11 protein-coding genes are annotated in these 16,574 nt (G+C 71.5%); all 11 read right to left on the bottom strand.

The window, feature by feature from the left end:
* Positions 1-228: 228 nt before the first annotated feature.
* The 11 genes from obgE to mrdA all read right to left on the bottom strand — a co-directional run bounded on the left by obgE (position 229) and on the right by mrdA (position 16,552).
* Complete coding sequence (gene obgE / locus ACZ56U_RS16345; RefSeq protein ID WP_469084665.1) at positions 229-1,674, bottom strand: GTPase ObgE; 1,446 nt, start codon at positions 1,672-1,674, stop codon at positions 229-231.
* 134 nt (positions 1,675-1,808) lie between these two features.
* Positions 1,809-2,063, bottom strand: coding sequence for a 50S ribosomal protein L27 (gene rpmA, locus ACZ56U_RS16340; RefSeq protein WP_030961848.1), 255 nt, complete (start codon positions 2,061-2,063; stop codon positions 1,809-1,811).
* Between the two features lie 14 nt (positions 2,064-2,077).
* Positions 2,078-2,398, bottom strand: a complete 321-nt coding sequence (gene rplU / locus ACZ56U_RS16335; RefSeq protein ID WP_041819941.1) for a 50S ribosomal protein L21 — start codon at positions 2,396-2,398, stop codon at positions 2,078-2,080.
* 239 nt (positions 2,399-2,637) lie between these two features.
* Complete coding sequence (locus ACZ56U_RS16330) at positions 2,638-6,597, bottom strand: Rne/Rng family ribonuclease (protein WP_469084664.1); 3,960 nt, start codon at positions 6,595-6,597, stop codon at positions 2,638-2,640.
* Between the two features lie 262 nt (positions 6,598-6,859).
* Complete coding sequence (locus tag ACZ56U_RS16325; RefSeq protein ID WP_469084663.1) at positions 6,860-7,615, bottom strand: TIGR03936 family radical SAM-associated protein; 756 nt, start codon at positions 7,613-7,615, stop codon at positions 6,860-6,862.
* A 48-nt stretch (positions 7,616-7,663) separates the two neighbouring features.
* A complete protein-coding gene (locus tag ACZ56U_RS16320; RefSeq protein ID WP_469084662.1) occupies positions 7,664-8,695 on the bottom strand; it encodes a hypothetical protein in 1,032 nt (343 codons plus the stop codon).
* An 82-nt stretch (positions 8,696-8,777) separates the two neighbouring features.
* On the bottom strand, positions 8,778-10,757 hold the full coding sequence (locus ACZ56U_RS16315) for a TIGR03960 family B12-binding radical SAM protein (RefSeq protein ID WP_469084661.1): 1,980 nt from the start codon (positions 10,755-10,757) through the stop codon (positions 8,778-8,780).
* A 106-nt stretch (positions 10,758-10,863) separates the two neighbouring features.
* Entirely contained in the window at positions 10,864-12,363 is a 1,500-nt protein-coding gene (locus tag ACZ56U_RS16310; protein ID WP_469084660.1) for a CYTH and CHAD domain-containing protein, read from the bottom strand.
* Positions 12,364-12,437: 74 nt separating this feature from the next.
* Positions 12,438-13,046 (bottom strand): hypothetical protein, encoded by a 609-nt coding sequence (locus tag ACZ56U_RS16305; RefSeq protein WP_469084659.1) that lies wholly within the window; start codon positions 13,044-13,046, stop codon positions 12,438-12,440.
* A gap of 63 nt (positions 13,047-13,109) precedes the next feature.
* Positions 13,110-14,306: a rod shape-determining protein RodA gene (gene rodA / locus ACZ56U_RS16300; RefSeq protein WP_391241456.1), complete on the bottom strand. Its 1,197-nt coding sequence runs from the start codon at positions 14,304-14,306 to the stop codon at positions 13,110-13,112.
* The gene (gene mrdA / locus ACZ56U_RS16295) at positions 14,303-16,552 is read right to left on the bottom strand and encodes a penicillin-binding protein 2 (protein WP_469084658.1); all 2,250 of its coding nucleotides are present in this window, start codon (positions 16,550-16,552) and stop codon (positions 14,303-14,305) included. The genes rodA and mrdA overlap by 4 nt, the downstream gene beginning before the upstream one ends.
* Positions 16,553-16,574 lie beyond the last annotated feature (22 nt).

Genomic DNA, 16,574 nt, shown 5'->3' with positions numbered 1-16,574 from the left:
TGCATGACAACTGGGAAGACAACAGGGGGCCCCGGCGGCACAGGGGTGCCCGTCCGCCGCGGTCGGCCGCCCCCCGCGGGGACACGTGAACTCCGGCTGCCGTACGGGCAGTCGGCCGTGGCGAGGTTCAAGATCCTCAGCCACGGCCGACTGCCCGTACGACTCACCGGAACGACGGTCGCTCGCCCCGCCGCGCGCCAGGTCTGCTCACGCGGCGGGTCGGGACGGTCAGCCCTCGAAGGGGTCGAAGTCGTCGAACTCCCGCGACGCCTCGTCCCGTTCGGCCTCCTTGTCGCGGCGCCGCTGCGCGGCGGGACGCGGTGCCTCGAAGCGGTGGTCCTCACCACGCCGGCCGAGCATCTCGGCACCCGACATCAGCGTCGGCTCCCAGTCGAAGACGACCGCGTTGTCCTCGGGGCCGATCGCGACACCGTCGCCCGCGCGGGCGCCCGCCTTCATCAGCTTCTCCTCGACACCGAGGCGGTTGAGCCGGTCGGCGAGGTAGCCCACGGCCTCGTCGTTGCTGAAGTCGGTCTGCCGCACCCAGCGCTCCGGCTTCTCGCCGCGCACCCGGAACAGCCCGTCCTCCTCGCGCGTCACGGTGAAGCCCGCGTCGTCCACGGCCTTGGGCCGGATGACGATCCGCGTCGCCTCCTCCTTCGGCCGCGCGGCGCGCGCCTTCGCGACCACGTCGGCCAGCGCGAACGACAGTTCCTTCAGCCCCATGTGCGCCACCGCCGACACCTCGAAGACGCGGTAGCCGCGCGCCTCCAGCTCGGGGCGCACCATCTCGGCCAGGTCCTTGCCGTCCGGGACGTCGATCTTGTTCAGCACGACCATCCGGGGCCGCTTGTCCAGCCCGGCGCCGTACTGCCGCAGCTCCTCCTCGATGATGTCGAGGTCGGAGACGGGGTCACGGTCGGACTCCAGGGTCGCCGTGTCCAGCACGTGCACCAGCACGCTGCACCGCTCCACGTGCCGCAGGAACTCCAGGCCCAGACCCTTGCCCTGGCTGGCGCCCGGGATCAGACCGGGCACGTCGGCGATGGTGTAGACGGTCGAACCGGCGGTCACCACACCGAGGTTGGGCACCAGGGTGGTGAAGGGGTAGTCGGCGATCTTCGGCTTGGCCGCGCTCAGCACCGAGATCAGCGAGGACTTGCCCGCGCTCGGGTAGCCGACCAGCGCCACGTCGGCGACGGTCTTCAGCTCCAGGACGATGTCGTGGAGCTCCCCCGGCTCACCGAGCAGCGCGAAGCCGGGCGCCTTGCGCCGCGCGGAGGCCAGCGCCGCGTTGCCGAGGCCACCACGGCCGCCCTGGGCGGCGACATAGGAGGTGCCGTGCCCGACCAGGTCGGCAAGGACGTTGCCCGCCCGGTCCTGGACGACGGTGCCGTCCGGGACCAGCAGGACCAGGTCCTGGCCGTCCTTGCCGGAGCGGTTGCCGCCCTCGCCGGGCTTGCCGTTGGTGGCCTTGCGGTGCGGGGAGTGGTGGTAATCCAGGAGCGTGGTCACCGACTGGTCGACGGTCAGGATGACGTCGCCGCCCCGTCCGCCGTTGCCGCCGTCGGGGCCGCCGAGCGGCTTGAACTTCTCCCGGTGGACGGAGGCACAGCCGTGACCTCCGCTACCCGCGGCGACATGCAGTTCGACGCGGTCCACGAAGGTGGTCATGGTGAGGTGCCTCCAGCACTTGAAATCTTCGTACGGTTCTCTACTGCTCTAACACGCGAAAGGCGGACCCGCCTTCCCGCACGGGAAGTGAGGTCCGCCTCGCGAAACGTTCGGTCTGAGCCCTAAGCGCTAGCTCAGGCGACCGGGACGATGTTCACGACCTTGCGGCCACGGTGGGTGCCGAACTGCACCGCACCGGCGTTCAGCGCGAACAGCGTGTCGTCGCCGCCACGGCCGACGCCCGCACCGGGGTGGAAGTGGGTGCCGCGCTGGCGGACCAGGATCTCACCCGCGTTGACGACCTGACCGCCGAAGCGCTTCACGCCGAGGCGCTGAGCGTTGGAGTCACGACCGTTACGGGTGGACGATGCGCCCTTCTTGTGTGCCATCTCTCCTCAGTCCCTTACTTCGCAGCCGCGGGGATCTCAGTGACCTTGATCGCCGTGTACTGCTGGCGGTGGCCCTGACGACGGCGGTAGCCGGTCTTGTTCTTGTAGCGAAGGATGTCGATCTTGACGCCCTTGTGGTGGTCCACGACCTCGGCCTGAACCTTGATACCGGCCAGCACCCACGGGTCGCTGGTCACGGAGTCGCCGTCGACAACGAGCAGGGTCGAGAGCTCGACCGTGTCGCCAACCTTGGCAGTGGAAATCTTGTCAACCTCAACGATGTCGCCGACAGCAACCTTGTGCTGGCGACCACCGCTGCGCACGATGGCGTACACGCGGATCTCACTCTCTTGCTCGGGGACGGCACCCCCGCAGTCCAGCAGCCCGACACAAGGGCAGCCTCTCCCGGTCGGACAACCCGGGAGGAAGAGGTTTACGGGGATGTGACGTGTCAGTCGACACGCCGACGCTCAAGGCTACGGGGCCGCAGCCGAACGGGTCAAACCGGGCTGGGGCCCCCGGGGTGTGCGGCTGATCACTTCGGACCAGCCGCACACCCGGGACGAGCCGGACCTCAGCTCTCGTCGGCGGAAGCGGAGACCGAGGACGCCGTCTGCTCGGCCGCCGCGGTCTTCTTCGCCGTCGTCTTCTTGGCGGCGGCCTTCTTGGTCGTCGCCTTCTTCGCGACCGTCTTCTTGGCCGCGGTCTTCTTGGTGGCGGCCTTCTTCGCGACCGTCTTCTTGGCCGTCTTGCGGGCCGCCCTCTTCGCCGGAGCCGCGGCCTCCTCCTCGGCGGCCGGGGCCTCGGGGGCGCTCTCCGTCGCCGGGACGACCACGACGGCCGCCTCCTCCGACGCGGTGGGCGCGGTCGCCTTGCGGACGGCACGGCGCCGCGGACGGGCCGGGGCGGCGCTCTCGGCGGGCGCCTCGGCGGCCACCGGCTCGGCCGGGGCCTCCTCGGCGACCGGCGCGGGCGCCGGCACGGACTCGGTGACCGTCACGACGGCCGCCTCCGCACCCGCGGGCGATCCGGCGGGCGCCGAGACCTTCCGGGTCGCACGACGGCGCGTACGGCCCTTCGGCGCGGCGTCCTCGACGACCGGGTCCTCGACGGCGGTCGGCTCGGCCTGCGCCGGCGTGGCCGGCTCCGGCTGCACCGGACGCTCGATCTCGTCCTCGACGCTCACGTCCTGAGCGGTGGGGACCTCGGCCTTCTCGGAGGCCTGTTCGGCCTTCTCCGCCCGCTCCCGCCTGGGCGTGCCGGCCGGAGCCGACGCCCGCCGGCTCGTCCGGCGCCGCGAACGGCCACGGGTCGCGGCGGCCTCCGCCTCGGCGGCGCTGCTGTACAGCTCCTCGTCCACCTCGTACTCCGGCGCGGGCAGCGCGACCGGAGCCGCGGCCTCGGCGGCGACCTCGTCCTCGGTCTCGATCTCCGCCTCCTCGGCGGACTCGGCGCTCTCGGCGGCCACCGCGGCCTCGTGCACGTGCTCGATGCCACCGCGCCCGCGCTTCTTGCGCTTGCCGCCGCCACCGGCGGAGGTCGGCTGCTCCATGTGCACGATGACACCGCGCCCGTTGCAGTGGACGCAGGTCTCGGAGAAGGACTCCAGCAGGCCCTGGCCGACCCGCTTACGGGTCATCTGCACCAGGCCCAGCGAGGTGACCTCGGCGACCTGGTGCTTGGTCCGGTCCCGGCCCAGGCACTCGAGCAGGCGCCGCAGCACCAGATCCCGGTTCTGCTCCAGCACCATGTCGATGAAGTCGATGACGATGATGCCGCCGAGGTCGCGCAGCCGCAGCTGACGCACGATCTCCTCGGCCGCCTCCAGGTTGTTCCTGGTGACCGTCTCCTCGAGGTTGCCGCCCTGACCGGTGAACTTGCCGGTGTTGACGTCGACCACGACCATCGCCTCGGTCCGGTCGATCACCAGCGAGCCGCCGCTGGGCAGCCAGACCTTGCGGTCCAGCGCCTTGGCGAGCTGCTCGTCGATCCGGTACGACGCGAAGACGTCGATCTCGGAGGTCCACTTCGACAGCCGGTCGGCGAGGTCGGGCGCCACGTGCGAGACGTATCCGTGGATGGTCTCCCACGCCTCGTCACCGCTGACGACGACCTTGGTGAAGTCCTCGTTGAAGATGTCGCGGACGACCCGGACGGTCATGTCCGGCTCGCCGTACAGCAACGTCGGCGCGTTGCCGTTCTTCGCCTTCTTCTGGATGTCCTCCCACTGCGCCTGCAGACGCTCGACATCGCGGCGCAGCTCGTCCTCGCTCGCGCCCTCGGCGGCGGTGCGCACGATGACGCCCGCGTCCTCGGGGACGATCTTCTTGAGGATGGTCTTCAGACGCGCGCGCTCGGTGTCGGGCAGCTTGCGGCTGATGCCAGTCATCGAACCCTCGGGCACGTACACGAGGTAGCGCCCGGGCAGGGAGACCTGGCTGGTGAGCCGCGCGCCCTTGTGCCCGATCGGGTCCTTGGTCACCTGCACGAGCACCGGCTGACCGGACTTCAGCGCGCTCTCGATGCGCCGCGGCCCGTTGGCCATGCCGAGCGCCTCGAAGTTGACCTCACCGGCGTAGAGCACCGCGTTGCGGCCCTTGCCGATGTCGATGAAGGCGGCCTCCATCGACGGCAGCACGTTCTGGACCTTGCCCAGGTAGACGTTGCCGACGTACGAGGTGGCCTGCTCCTTGTTGACGTAGTGCTCGACGAGCACGTTGTCCTCGAGGACGCCGATCTGCGTGCGGTCGCCGTACTGGCGGACGACCATCACGCGCTCGACGGCCTCGCGGCGGGCCAGGAACTCGGCCTCGGTGATGATCGGCACCCGGCGGCGGCCCTGCTCACGGCCTTCGCGGCGGCGCTGCTTCTTGGCCTCCAGACGGGTCGAGCCCTTGATGGACTGCACCTCGTCGGACGGCTCGGCACTCTTTTCCCGCGCGGGACGGGGCTCGCGGACCTTGACGACCGTGCGCTCCGGGTCGCCGTCGTCGGGCTCGGTGTCGACGGAGGTGTCACCGGCACGGCGACGACGGCGCCGGCGGCGACGGCTGCTGGAGGACGAGGAGCCGCCGTCGTCGGAGTGGTCCTCGTCGGCGTCCTCGTCGGTCTGCTCGGCGGTGTCCTCGGCGTCCTGATCCGCGTGCTCGGCGGCGAGTTCGTCGTTGTCCTCGCCGTCCGCCTCGGCCTCGGCGGAGTCACCGCGGCGCCGGCGGCGGCCACCGCGACGGCGGCGACGGCGCGAACCGCTCTCCTCGGCGTCGTCGGCCTCGGCGGAGTCCTCGGCGTCGGTGCCGTCCTCGGCCTCGTCCGTCTCGTCCTCGGCGGCACTCTCCACGGCGGCCGGGGCCTCGGCGGGCTCCTCGGCACCCCGGCGGCGGCGCCGGCGGCGCGGGGCGGGCTCCTCCTGGAACTCCTCCTCGGCCTCCTCGGGCTCCGTCCCCGCGGCGGCGGCCTCGGCGGCGGCCCGCTGCGGCGTCTGGAACTGCGGCTCGGTGAACACGGGCGCCTGGAACACGGCCACGGCGGGCCGGGCGGGCTTGCGCGGCTCGTCGTCCTCGGCCTCTGCGGCCTCCGTGGCGGCGGGCGCGGCGAACCCGGTGGCGGCCCGACGCACGGAACGGCGTCGCGCACGGCGCGGGGCGGCCTCCTCGTCAGCGGCGGGCGCTTCGGCAGCGGCGGGAGCCTCCACGGCGGCCTCGGCGACCGGCTCGGTCTCCTCGGCGGCGCTCACGGGCGCCTCCACGCTCTCCGACGTACGGCGCGTGGTGCGACGGCGGGTCCGGCGCGGGGCCTCTTCCTCGGGGGCGGCCTCGTCGGCGACGGCGGCCGGCTCGGGCGCGGGCGTCGCCTGGGCCTCGGTGTCCTGGACGGGCGCGGTCACCCGACGCGTGGCCCGACGCCGGGTGCGACCGGCAGGCGCGGCCTCCTCGGCGGGCGCCTCGACGGCGACCGGCTCGGCGGGGGTCTCGGCGACGGCGGGGGTCTCCTCGGCGGCGGGCACGACGCTCTCCGCGGCGGCCGGAGCACCGGCGGGCGCGGAGGCACGCCGCGTGGCACGCCGACGCGCACGCCCCGCGGACGCGGGCTCGACGGCGTCCTCGGCCGCAGGCGCGGTCTCGGCGGCGGGCGCGGTCTCGGCGGCGGGCGTCACGGGCGTGTCGGCCACGGGCACGACCGTCTCGGCGGCCTCGGCCGCGGCCGTGGCACCGGCGGGCGCGGTGGCGCGCCGAGTGGCACGCCGACGCGTACGACCGGCCGGAGCCGGCTCCACCACGGGCTCGGGGGCGTCGGTGGCCTCCGCGGCGACCGTCGCCTCCTCGGTCTCTTCGGTCTCTTCGGTCTCCTCGGCCTCGACCGTGTCGACGGGATCGGCGGCCGGTACGGCCGACGTCACCTCGTCCGGGGTCTCGGCGGCGGCGCCGACCGGCGGACCCGCCGGTCGGGAAGCGGCCCGGCGCCGACGACGCGGCGGCAGGGTGTCGCTGGGGGTGTTGAGTTCGGAACCCTCGGTGGGTTCGGTCGGTTCGAGCATGCGGGCGGTTCTCCCGTCAGGCTCCCGGGCGCCGCGCCTGGCCCGGCAAATGCCGGTGACGTCCGCGGCTCGCGCGTTGCGCGGTGCCGCCGTCCGGGGCGCGGGCGCCGCACGGAAGCTCTCTGTGTCCTGTCTCGCCGGTTCCGTACACCCTTGTTGGGTACGGCCTGGCGAAAGTCTTGTGGTCGGTACGCTGCCCGACCCAGGTGGCTCCCGAGTACGAGGGCGGCGCTACGACGTCCGTCCTTTCGCGGGACCTTCCCTACGCCGGCGCCTTCGCGGCGGCAGCGGCCGCTTGGGCCTCAGCTGCCTCGCGGTCGGGCGCGAGCGGGTCGGTCACCGTGCCGCTCTCTGCGTCGAACAGCCCCTGCGCCAGCCTGGTCACCGCTGCGGGGACCGGCGGCGCCAGGTCGGCCACGGCGCGAAGACCGGACAGGACGTCGTCGGGTCGTACGGCAGGCGTCACGTGCCGAACAACCAGCCGCAGTATCGCACAGGGCTGGTCGGTCGGCCTATCAGCCTGGGGATGGTGCGTCTCCAGCCGGGCGACCGCGGGGCGGGCGTCGAAGGTGCGGACACCGTTCTTGGTCATCCGCTGGACCTCGACGGACTCGGCGGCGTTGAAGGCCGCGACCGCGCGCTCGGCGTCGGCCGGGTCCACTCCGTCGAGCCGCAGCTCCCACACCGAAGCCGTGAGCCGGTCGGCGAGCCCGGAGGCCCGGGCCTCGACCGCGTCGACGATGTCGAGGCCGGTCGGCAGCGACTCGTCGAGCAGCGCTCTGAGCTGCTCCGGATCACGCGCCGCGGTGAGCGCGATCTCCAGATACTCCGCCTCGCTGCCCGTGCCGGTGGGTGCGGCATTGGCGTACGACACCTTCGGATGCGGCGTGAACCCCGCCGAGTACGCCATCGGCACCTCGGCACGGCGCAGCGCACGCTCGAAGGCGCGCTGGAAGTCACGGTGGCTGGTGAACCGGAGGCGGCCGCGCTTGGTGTAGCGCAGTCGGATGCGCTGCACCGCGGGTGCGGGCGGCGGGCCTTCGGGCTGTCGCTTGCCCAGTGTCGTTCAGTCCTTCGTGAGTGCGGTCGTACTGCTACCAAGAGTACGTGTCTCGCGGCCGATCGGTTCCCGCCGGTCCACCGCGACCCTCTCGGCGGGCTCGCCGAGGAGCATGCGCCGGAAGTCCGCCCGGGCCTGCCGTACGGACTCCCGGGCGGCCGTGACCGCCTGCCGAGTGGCCCTCCGCACACTGCGCGCGGCCTCCGCCACGGGCCGCAGCACCAGGTCGCGGACGACGTGCCCGACAGGTGTGAGCACCGTCCGGTACACCCATCGCACCGGCTCGACGAAGAGCCACCGCAAGAGGGTCCCCAGGAACCGTCCGACCGCGCGCGAGACATGCCCGGCGACCCGCCACGCGTGCCCGAGGGCCTCCCCCACCTCCCGCCCCACGACGGCGAGCAACCGCCCGACGGGCACCAGCACCCACCGCCACAGCGCGAGCAGGGGCAGCACGAGAACCACGCGGGTGACCCAGTACAGCGCGAGCCCGACCCCCTTGACCAGCCATACGACGGCGTGCCCGAAGGGCGCCAGGATCCACGCATAGACCCAGGTGGCGGGCACGACGAAGAGATACCGCGCCAGCCACGCCACGACAGCGCACACCCCGTGTCCGACAGGTGTGAGCACGCGCGCGTACACCCACGCACACCCGGCCCCGAGCCCGCGCCCGACCCAGGCGAGACCGTGCCCCACGGGTGTGAGCACATACCGGTACAGCCACACCACCGGCACGACGAGGAGGTACCTCCCCAGCCACCCCAGCCCCTTGCCGAACGGCACGACCGCATACCGCCACAGCCCCACCAACGGCCACACGAACAGGGCCCGCCCGACCCACAGCAACGCCCGCCCGAACGGCCGCAGCACGGTGTCGTTCAGCAACCTCCCCGCCACGACACACACGTCCCACACCATCCGCACGGGCACCACGAGCACCAGCACGACGATCCGCACCGGAACACGGATCGCCACCGCCAGACACCCCTCGGGCTGCCGCGACTGCGACGCCGGCACGGTCTTCTCGAGATCCATACCGAACAAGACGCCCGCTCCCCCCGCCGCATATCAACTCGGCGTCGCTCAGGTCACCCCGAACCCCCAGCGCCGAGAAGAGTCAGTGCGTGTGCCCGCTGCCCGCCGGTGTCGGGCCGCCGTTCTTGACCGTGAGCGGCAGCAGCTTCTTGCCCGTGGGGCCGATCTGGATGCTCGTGTCCATCTGCGGGCACACCCCGCAGTCGAAGCAGGGGGTCCACCGGCAGTCGTCGACCTCTGTCTCGTCGAGGGCGTCCTGCCAGTCCTCCCAGAGCCAGTCCTTGTCGAGGCCGGAGTCCAGGTGGTCCCAGGGCAGGACCTCCTCGTAGGAGCGTTCGCGGGTGGTGTACCAGTCGACGTCGACGCCGAAGTCGGCCAGGGCCTTGTCGGCGCAGGCCATCCAGCGGTCGTAGGAGAAGTGCTCGCGCCAGCCGTCGAAGCGGCCGCCGTCCTCGTAGACCGCGCGGATGACGGCGCCGATACGGCGGTCGCCGCGGGACAGCAGGCCCTCGACGATGCCGGGCTTGCCGTCGTGGTAGCGGAAGCCGATGGAGCGGCCGTACTTCTTGTCGCCCCGGATCTTGTCGCGGAGCTTCTCCAGGCGGGCGTCGGTCTCCTCCGCCGAGAGCTGCGGGGCCCACTGGAAGGGCGTGTGGGGCTTGGGGACGAAGCCGCCGATGGAGACCGTGCAGCGGATGTCGTTGGCGCCGGAGACCTCGCGGCCCTTCTGGATGACGTTCATCGCCATGTCGGCGATCTGCAGGACGTCCTCGTCGGTCTCCGTGGGCAGGCCGCACATGAAGTACAGCTTCACCTGGCGCCAGCCGTTGCCGTAGGCGGTGGCGACCGTACGGATGAGGTCCTCTTCCGAGACCATCTTGTTGATGACCTTGCGCATGCGCTCGGAGCCGCCCTCGGGCGCGAAGGTCAGGCCCGACCTGCGGCCGTTGCGGGTGAGTTCGTTCGCCAGGTCCACGTTGAAGGCGTCGACGCGGGTCGAGGGGAGGGACAGACCGATCTTGTCCTCCTCGTACCGGTCCGCCAGGCCCTTGGCGATGTCGCCGATCTCGGTGTGGTCGGCCGACGACAACGACAGCAGGCCCACCTCCTCGAAGCCGGTCGCCTTCAGGCCCTTCTCGACCATCTCGCCGATGCCCGTGATGGACCGCTCGCGCACCGGGCGGGTGATCATGCCGGCCTGGCAGAAGCGGCAGCCGCGCGTGCAGCCGCGGAAGATCTCCACCGACATGCGCTCGTGGACCGTCTCGGCCAGCGGCACGAGGGGCTGCTTGGGGTACGGCCACTCGTCGAGGTCCATGACCGTGTGCTTCGACACCCGCCACGGGACCCCCGACTTGTTGGGGACCACCCGGGCGATACGGCCGTCCGGGAGGTACTCCACGTCGTAGAACGCCGGGATGTACACCGAGCCCGTCCTCGCGAGGCGGAAGAGGACCTCCTCGCGGCCGCCGGGCCGGCCCTCCGCCTTCCACTCGCGGATGATCCGCGTCATGTCGAGCACGGCCTGCTCGCCGTCGCCGATGATCGCCGCGTCGATGAAGTCCGCGATCGGCTCGGGGTTGAAGGCCGCGTGGCCGCCCGCCAGCACGATCGGGTCGTCCAGGCCGCGGTCGCGGGACTCCAGCGGGATGCCCGCCAGGTCCAGCGCCGTCAGCATGTTCGTGTAGCCCAGCTCCGTGGAGAAGGAGAGGCCGAAGACGTCGAACGCGCCCACGGGCCGGTGGCTGTCCACCGTGAACTGCGGGACGGCGTGCTCCCGCATCAGCGCCTCCAGGTCCGGCCACACGCTGTACGTGCGCTCGGCCAGGACGCCCTCCTGCTCGTTGAGGACCTCGTAGAGGATCATGACGCCCTGGTTGGGCAGGCCCACCTCGTAGGCGTCGGGGTACATGAGCGCCCAGCGGACGTCACAGGACTCCCACGGCTTGACCGTGGAATTGAGCTCTCCGCCGACGTACTGGATCGGCTTCTGCACATGCGGGAGCAGAGCTTCGAGCTGCGGGAACACAGACTCAGCGGCCGCAGCGACTTCGGCAGACATCTCGCGAACCTTCGTGGGGTGGGCTGGACTGACAGGACAGGGTTTGCTGGCAGGGGTGACCATCTAGCCTAACGCGGCCACGGCCACCCCCAGCACGCCCGAAGGCTCACAGGGCGTCCGCCGCGCCCCTGATCCCGTCCCAGCGGCCGGGCAGCTCGGCCTCCACCATCGCCGCCCGCTGCTCCTCGCGCTCGTACAGCACCCCGTACGTGAAGGCGCTCTCGCCCGCCGCGTGCGCCACCGCCGACAGCTCGCGCAGGGTCTGGCGGGCCATGACGCTGTCCTGGTGCTCCCCGAGCAGGTTCTGCAGCCCCTTCATGCTCTTGGTCAGGGACTTCGAGGGCCTGCCGAGAGCGGGGGTGGCCGCCTCCGCCGCGTACCGGGTGCGCTTGGTCTTCTTGCGCGCCTCGTGGATCGCGGCGTCCCGGTCGGTGCCGGGCTCCAGTTCCAGCGCCTGCTCGACGAGCGCGGACACCTTCCCGAAGTCCTCGCGTACGGCCTCGGCGAGCACCTTGCCGGGCTTCTTCCCGGCCGCCTTCCGCAGCGGCGGGTCGGTGAGCACCCCGTCCAGGGTGTCGAGGAGGGCCAGGTAGCGGCGGGAGTCGAGGACCCCGATCAGCCGGGCGCTTGCCCCGGACCGGTCACCCGCCCAGCGGTTCAGTCGCTCGGCGACCGGTCCGGCGACCAGCGTCGGGTCCAGCTCGTCGAGGGTCGCCGACAGCCGTTGGTTCAGCACCTCCCGGTCCCGGTCCACGCCCAGCTCGCCGGCCAGCCACTTCAGCTCGTCGCCGATCGGATCGGTGACCGCCCGGTCCAGGACCTCGCCGAACGACTTGAAGGTGCTGCGCAGCCGGCGGGTGGCGACGCGCATCTGGTGGAGCGCGTCCTCGGTGTCCTGGCGTACGGCGGGGTCGAGCCCGACGATCGCGTCCCGCTGGGTGCGGACGTACGCGAGCACGTGGTCGCCCGCGGTCACGGGGTCCTCGACGGGCGCCAGGTCGGGCTTGCGCGGGGCGGTCTCGGCCAGGGCGCGCGCGAGCTTCGACGTCGACGCCGAGGGCCGCACCCCCGCCTTGCGCAATCGCTTCTCCACCTTGTCGAGGAAGGCCGGGTCCCCGTCGTCCGCCAGTTCCACCTCGATCTCGGTCCACTGGGCGCTGCCGTCGCCTCCGGCGAGCCGTCGCGCGTGCACGGCGTCCACGCTGACCTCGGCGAGCAGCCGGCCGTCGGCGTCCATGAGGTCGCGCACGTCCCGGTCGGAGCGCAGCCGGACCACGGGCACCAGCGCGCCGTCCCGGACCCGGGAGCGGACCAGGGCGGCGAGGGTGTCGGGCAGGGTGTCGGAGAGCGGGGCCCGGATCTCGTCCCGTACGCCGGGGGCGACGGGGAACTTCAGATGCCAGCCGGGGTCGGAGCCACCGGTGCGGCGGCGCAGGGTGATCGAGGACGCGGCGAGGCGTTCGTCGTGGGTGTCGTAGTAGGTGGCGTCCAGAGGGGCGACGCCCTTGTCGATGACCGCCGCGACCCCGGCGACGCCGGTGAGGTCGGGCAGCCCGCTCTCGTCGGACTCGTACTTTCGCTCGATCTCGCGCTGTGTGTCCGCCATGCACCGAATCTAGACGGAGTCGGGCGGGGACGGCAGAGGGCACCGACGGCGAGTCCCCGGGTGGACTGCCGAGGTCAGGAGGTGAGGAGTGCCCGCAGCTGCTCGGCGTCCGGGAACGGCGCGTCCTTCGCGGTCCGGGAGATCAGCAGGATGTGGGCGTCCTCGAACTGGTGGTACGACAGCGGCTCGGGGCCCTGTGCGACGACCAGCGCGTTGTGCTCCAGGCGCCAGCTGACGTACCGGGTGTCGTACTTGGGCAGGCGTATATCGTGGTCCGGTGGTCCGAGCCGATCGGTGAAGCGCTGGACGACGGTGGCGTAGTGGGCGTCGAACTCCGGTCGCCAGGCGCCCTCCTGGCTGCTCCAGCCGGGGACCGCGTCCCAGATGTCCTCGTCGAGCAGGCCGCCGTCGACCGTGTAGAGGTAGGCGAAGGGCAGCGAGAGCGCGCCGTCGCCGTCGGCGGTCACGAAGTGGCCCTGCGGGGTGACATGTGTGGCCTCGGGAACGTCGGGCGTCTCCTCGTACGCCGGGCCCTGGACCGCCTGCGACCAGTCGGACCAGCCGGCCTCGCCGGTCGCGGCCTCGACGGCGTCGGCGTCGGTCAGGTCCAGCTCCGCCAGACGCAGGACCCGGCTCACCAGTTCCTCGTCGACCGGGCACACGGCCACGTACTCGTCGGACATCCCACTCCCCCACCACACAGGTACTCATCGGGCATGTGCCACCGCGGGGCACGAACCGTGGCGCTATGCCGACATCGGCCGTTGGACCCTGATCGACTGGAGCAGTCCGACCGCCAGCCACACCGCGAACATCGACGTTCCGCCGTACGACACGAACGGCAGCGGCAGGCCGGTGACCGGCATGATCCCGAGGGTCATCCCGATGTTCTCGAAGGACTGGAAGGCGAACCAGGCCACGATCCCGGCGGCCACGATGGTGCCGTACAGCTCGGTCGTCTCGCGGGCGATGCGGCAGGCCCGCCACAGCACCACGCCGAGCAGCACGATGATCAGGCCCGCCCCGACGAAGCCGAGCTCCTCGCCCGCCACGGTGAACACGAAGTCGGTCTGCTGTTCCGGCACGAACTGGCCGGTGGTCTGCGAGCCCTGGAACAGGCCGGAGCCGGTGAGTCCGCCGGAGCCGATGGCGATACGGGCCTGGTTGGTGTTGTAGCCGACGCCGGCCGGGTCGAGGCTGGGGTTGGCGAAGGCGGCGAAGCGGGCGATCTGGTAGTCGTCCAGGACGCCGAGCTGCCAGACCGCGATCGCGCCCGTCGCGCCCGCGCCGAGCAGGCCGAACACCCAGCGGTTGGAGGCGCCGGAGGCGAGCAGCACGCCCAGCACGATGATGACCATGACCATGACCGACCCGAGGTCGGGCATCAGCATGACGATCAGCATCGGCACGGCGGCAAGGCCGAGCGCCTGGAGGACGGTGCGGTGGTCCGGGTAGGGCTTGTCGCCCGCGTCGACCCGCGCCGCCAGCAGCATCGCCATGCCCAGGATGATCGTGATCTTCACGAACTCCGAGGGCTGGAGGGAGAAGCCGCCGCCGAGCACGATCCAGGAGTGCGCGCCGTTGACCGTGGAGCCGAGCGGGGTGAGCACCATCAGGATCAGGAACACCGAGGCGCCGTAGAGGATCGGCACGGCCGTGCGCAGCGCGCGGTGGCCGAGCCAGACGGTGCCGATCATCAGGGCGAAGCCGATGCCGGTGTTCATGATGTGCCGGATCAGGAAGTAGTACGGGTCGCCCTGGTTGATCTCGGTGCGGTTGCGGGTGGCCGAGAAGACCAGCAGCGAGCCGATCCCCGACAGGGCGAGGGCCGCGAACAGTATCGGCCAGTCCAGCCGGCGGGCCACGGAGTCCCGGGCGAACAGCCGGGTCCAGCCCGCCCGTTCGGGACCGTAGCCGGGGACGGAGAAGCTGTTGCCGGTCATGTGCACATCCTCCGGCTTCCCCTGCGGCGGCGCCTGCGGGTGTCGCGGTTACGTGTCGCGGTGTTCTCGACGGTCGCCGCCAGCTGGGTCTCGTCCGGCTCGGGGGCGCCCTCCTGGGTCACCCGCTGCTCCTTGCCCGGGTCCTTGGAGACCTTCGGGGACTTGATCGTGCCGTCCGTCTGGACCTTCGGCAGGCCCTTCTGCGGGGTGGGCAGCAGGGCGTTCTTCTTGTCGATGGTGCCGTCGTCGGAGACGCCGTACAGCGCGTCGTAGATGTTGCGCACGGCGGGACCGGAGGCGCCGGAGCCCGTACCACCCTGGGAGATGGTCATGACGACCGCGTAGTCCTTGGTGTACGTGGCGAACCAGGACGTCGTCTGCTTGCCGTAGACCTCGGCGGTACCGGTCTTGGCGTGCATCGGGATCTTGTCCTGCGGCCAGCCGACGTCGGCGAACCGCCAGGCGGCGGTGCCGCGGGTGGCGACGCCCGCGAGGGCGTCGTCCATCTCGGCCAGCGTCTTGGCGCTTATGGGCAGCTTGCCGTGGGCCTTCGGCTTGATCTCCTCGACCGTCCTGCCGTCGGCGCTGACGACGGCCTTGCCGACGGAGGGGTCGTAGAGCGTGCCGCCGTTGGAGATCGCGGCGTAGATGGTGGCCATCTGGATGGGGGTGACGAGGGTGTCGCCCTGGCCGATGGAGTAGTTGACGGAGTCACCGGCGCGCATCAGGTTGCCTTCGAGGCAGTTCTCGTAGGCGATCTGCTCGGCGTAGCTGCCGCCCTTCTTCCCCGTCTTGCACCAGGCGTCCTTGTTGGCCTTCCAGTAGTCCTGCTTCCACTTGCGGTCCGGGATGCGGCCGCTGACCTCGTTGGGCAGGTCGATGCCGGTGGTGGCGCCGAGACCGAACTGGTGGGCGGTCTTGTAGAACCAGTTGTTGGCGTCCTTCTTCGGCTTGAGGCCGCCGTCCCTCTTCCACTCCTCGTGGGAGAGGCGGTAGAAGACGGTGTCGCAGGAGACCTCCAGGGCGCGCCCGAGGCTGATCGGGCCGTATCCCTTGGTCTCGAAGTTCTTGAAGACCTGGCCGCCGATGGAGTACGAGCTGGAGCAGTTGTAGGGGCCGGCGAAGGAGTAGCCGGCGTTGACCGCCGCGGCGGTCGGGACCACCTTGAAGATGGAGCCCGGCGCCGACTGGCCCTGGATGGCCCGGTTGATCAGCGGGTAGTTGGAGTCCTTGCCGGTGAGCTTCCTGTAGTCCTTGGCGGAGATGCCGCCGACCCAGGCGTTCGGGTCGTAGGTCGGGTTGGACGCCATGGCGACGATGCGGCCGGTCTTGGCCTCCATCACGACGACCGCGCCGGAGTCGGCCTTGTAGTTCTCGCCGGTGTTGTCGTCGAAGACCTCGCGGGCCTTCTTCATCGCGTCGTTCAGCTCGTACTCCGCGACCCGCTGGACGCGGGCGTCGACGCTGGTGACGAGGTTGGCGCCGGGCTGGGCCTCGTCGGCCTCGGCCTGGCCGATGACGCGGCCGAGGTTGTCGACCTCGTAGCGGGTGACGCCGGCCTTGCCGCGCAGCGCCTTGTCGTACTGGCGCTCCAGGCCGCTGCGGCCCACCTGGTCGGAGCGCAGGTAGGGCGAGTCGGTGTCCTGGGCCTTGGTGATCTCCTCGTCGGTGACCGGGGAGAGGTAGCCGAGGACCTGGGCGGTGTTGGCCTTGCCGGGGCTCGGGTAGCGGCGGACGGCCTCGGGCTCGGCGGTGATGCCGGGGAAGTCCTCGGCGCGCTCGCGGATCTGCAGGGCCTGCTTGGCGGTGGCCTCGTCGGTGATGGGGATGGGCTGGTACGGCGAGCCGTTCCAGCAGGGCTGGGGGGTCTTGGCGTCGCAGAGGCGGACCTTCTGCATGACCTCCTGGGGCGTCATGCCGAGGACCTTGGCCAGCTTGGTGAGGACGGCCTTGCCGTCGTCCTTCATCTTCAGCAGGTCGGTGCGGGAGGCGGAGACCACGAGCCGGGTCTCGTTGTCCGCGATGGGCACGCCGCGCGCGTCCAGGATCGAGCCGCGGACGGCGGGTTCCACGACCTGCTGGACGTGGTTGCCGGAGGCCTCCTTGGCGTACTCGTCGCCCTCGCGGATCTGGAGGTACCACAGGCGCCCGCCGAGGGTGCCGAGCAGGGACAGGACGAGGATCTGGATCACGATGAGCCTGATCTGGACCCGTGGGGTCCGACCGGTCTCGGGGATGTTGGTCACTGCGGCTGCCGCCCCCTCTCAG

It is taken from the genome of Streptomyces sp. NPDC034103 (genome assembly GCF_055575395.1).
Note: the sequence above shows the minus strand (reverse complement) of the source record. Positions and strands in the feature narration are given on the sequence as shown.

Excerpts from the sequence above, each read along its gene's own strand:
- ACZ56U_RS16305 (WP_469084659.1), bottom strand. The coding sequence starts at position 13,046 with ATGTCCGACGAGTACGTGGCCGTGTGCCCGGTCGACGAGGAACTGGTG.
- ACZ56U_RS16310 (WP_469084660.1), bottom strand. The coding sequence starts at position 12,363 with ATGGCGGACACACAGCGCGAGATCGAGCGAAAGTACGAGTCCGACGAG.
- ACZ56U_RS16315 (WP_469084661.1), bottom strand. The coding sequence starts at position 10,757 with ATGTCTGCCGAAGTCGCTGCGGCCGCTGAGTCTGTGTTCCCGCAGCTC.
- obgE (WP_469084665.1), bottom strand. The coding sequence starts at position 1,674 with ATGACCACCTTCGTGGACCGCGTCGAACTGCATGTCGCCGCGGGTAGC.
- rodA (WP_391241456.1), bottom strand. The coding sequence starts at position 14,306 with ATGACCGGCAACAGCTTCTCCGTCCCCGGCTACGGTCCCGAACGGGCG.
- rpmA (WP_030961848.1), bottom strand. The coding sequence starts at position 2,063 with ATGGCACACAAGAAGGGCGCATCGTCCACCCGTAACGGTCGTGACTCC.
- ACZ56U_RS16320 (WP_469084662.1), bottom strand. The coding sequence starts at position 8,695 with ATGGATCTCGAGAAGACCGTGCCGGCGTCGCAGTCGCGGCAGCCCGAG.
- ACZ56U_RS16330 (WP_469084664.1), bottom strand. The coding sequence starts at position 6,597 with ATGCTCGAACCGACCGAACCCACCGAGGGTTCCGAACTCAACACCCCC.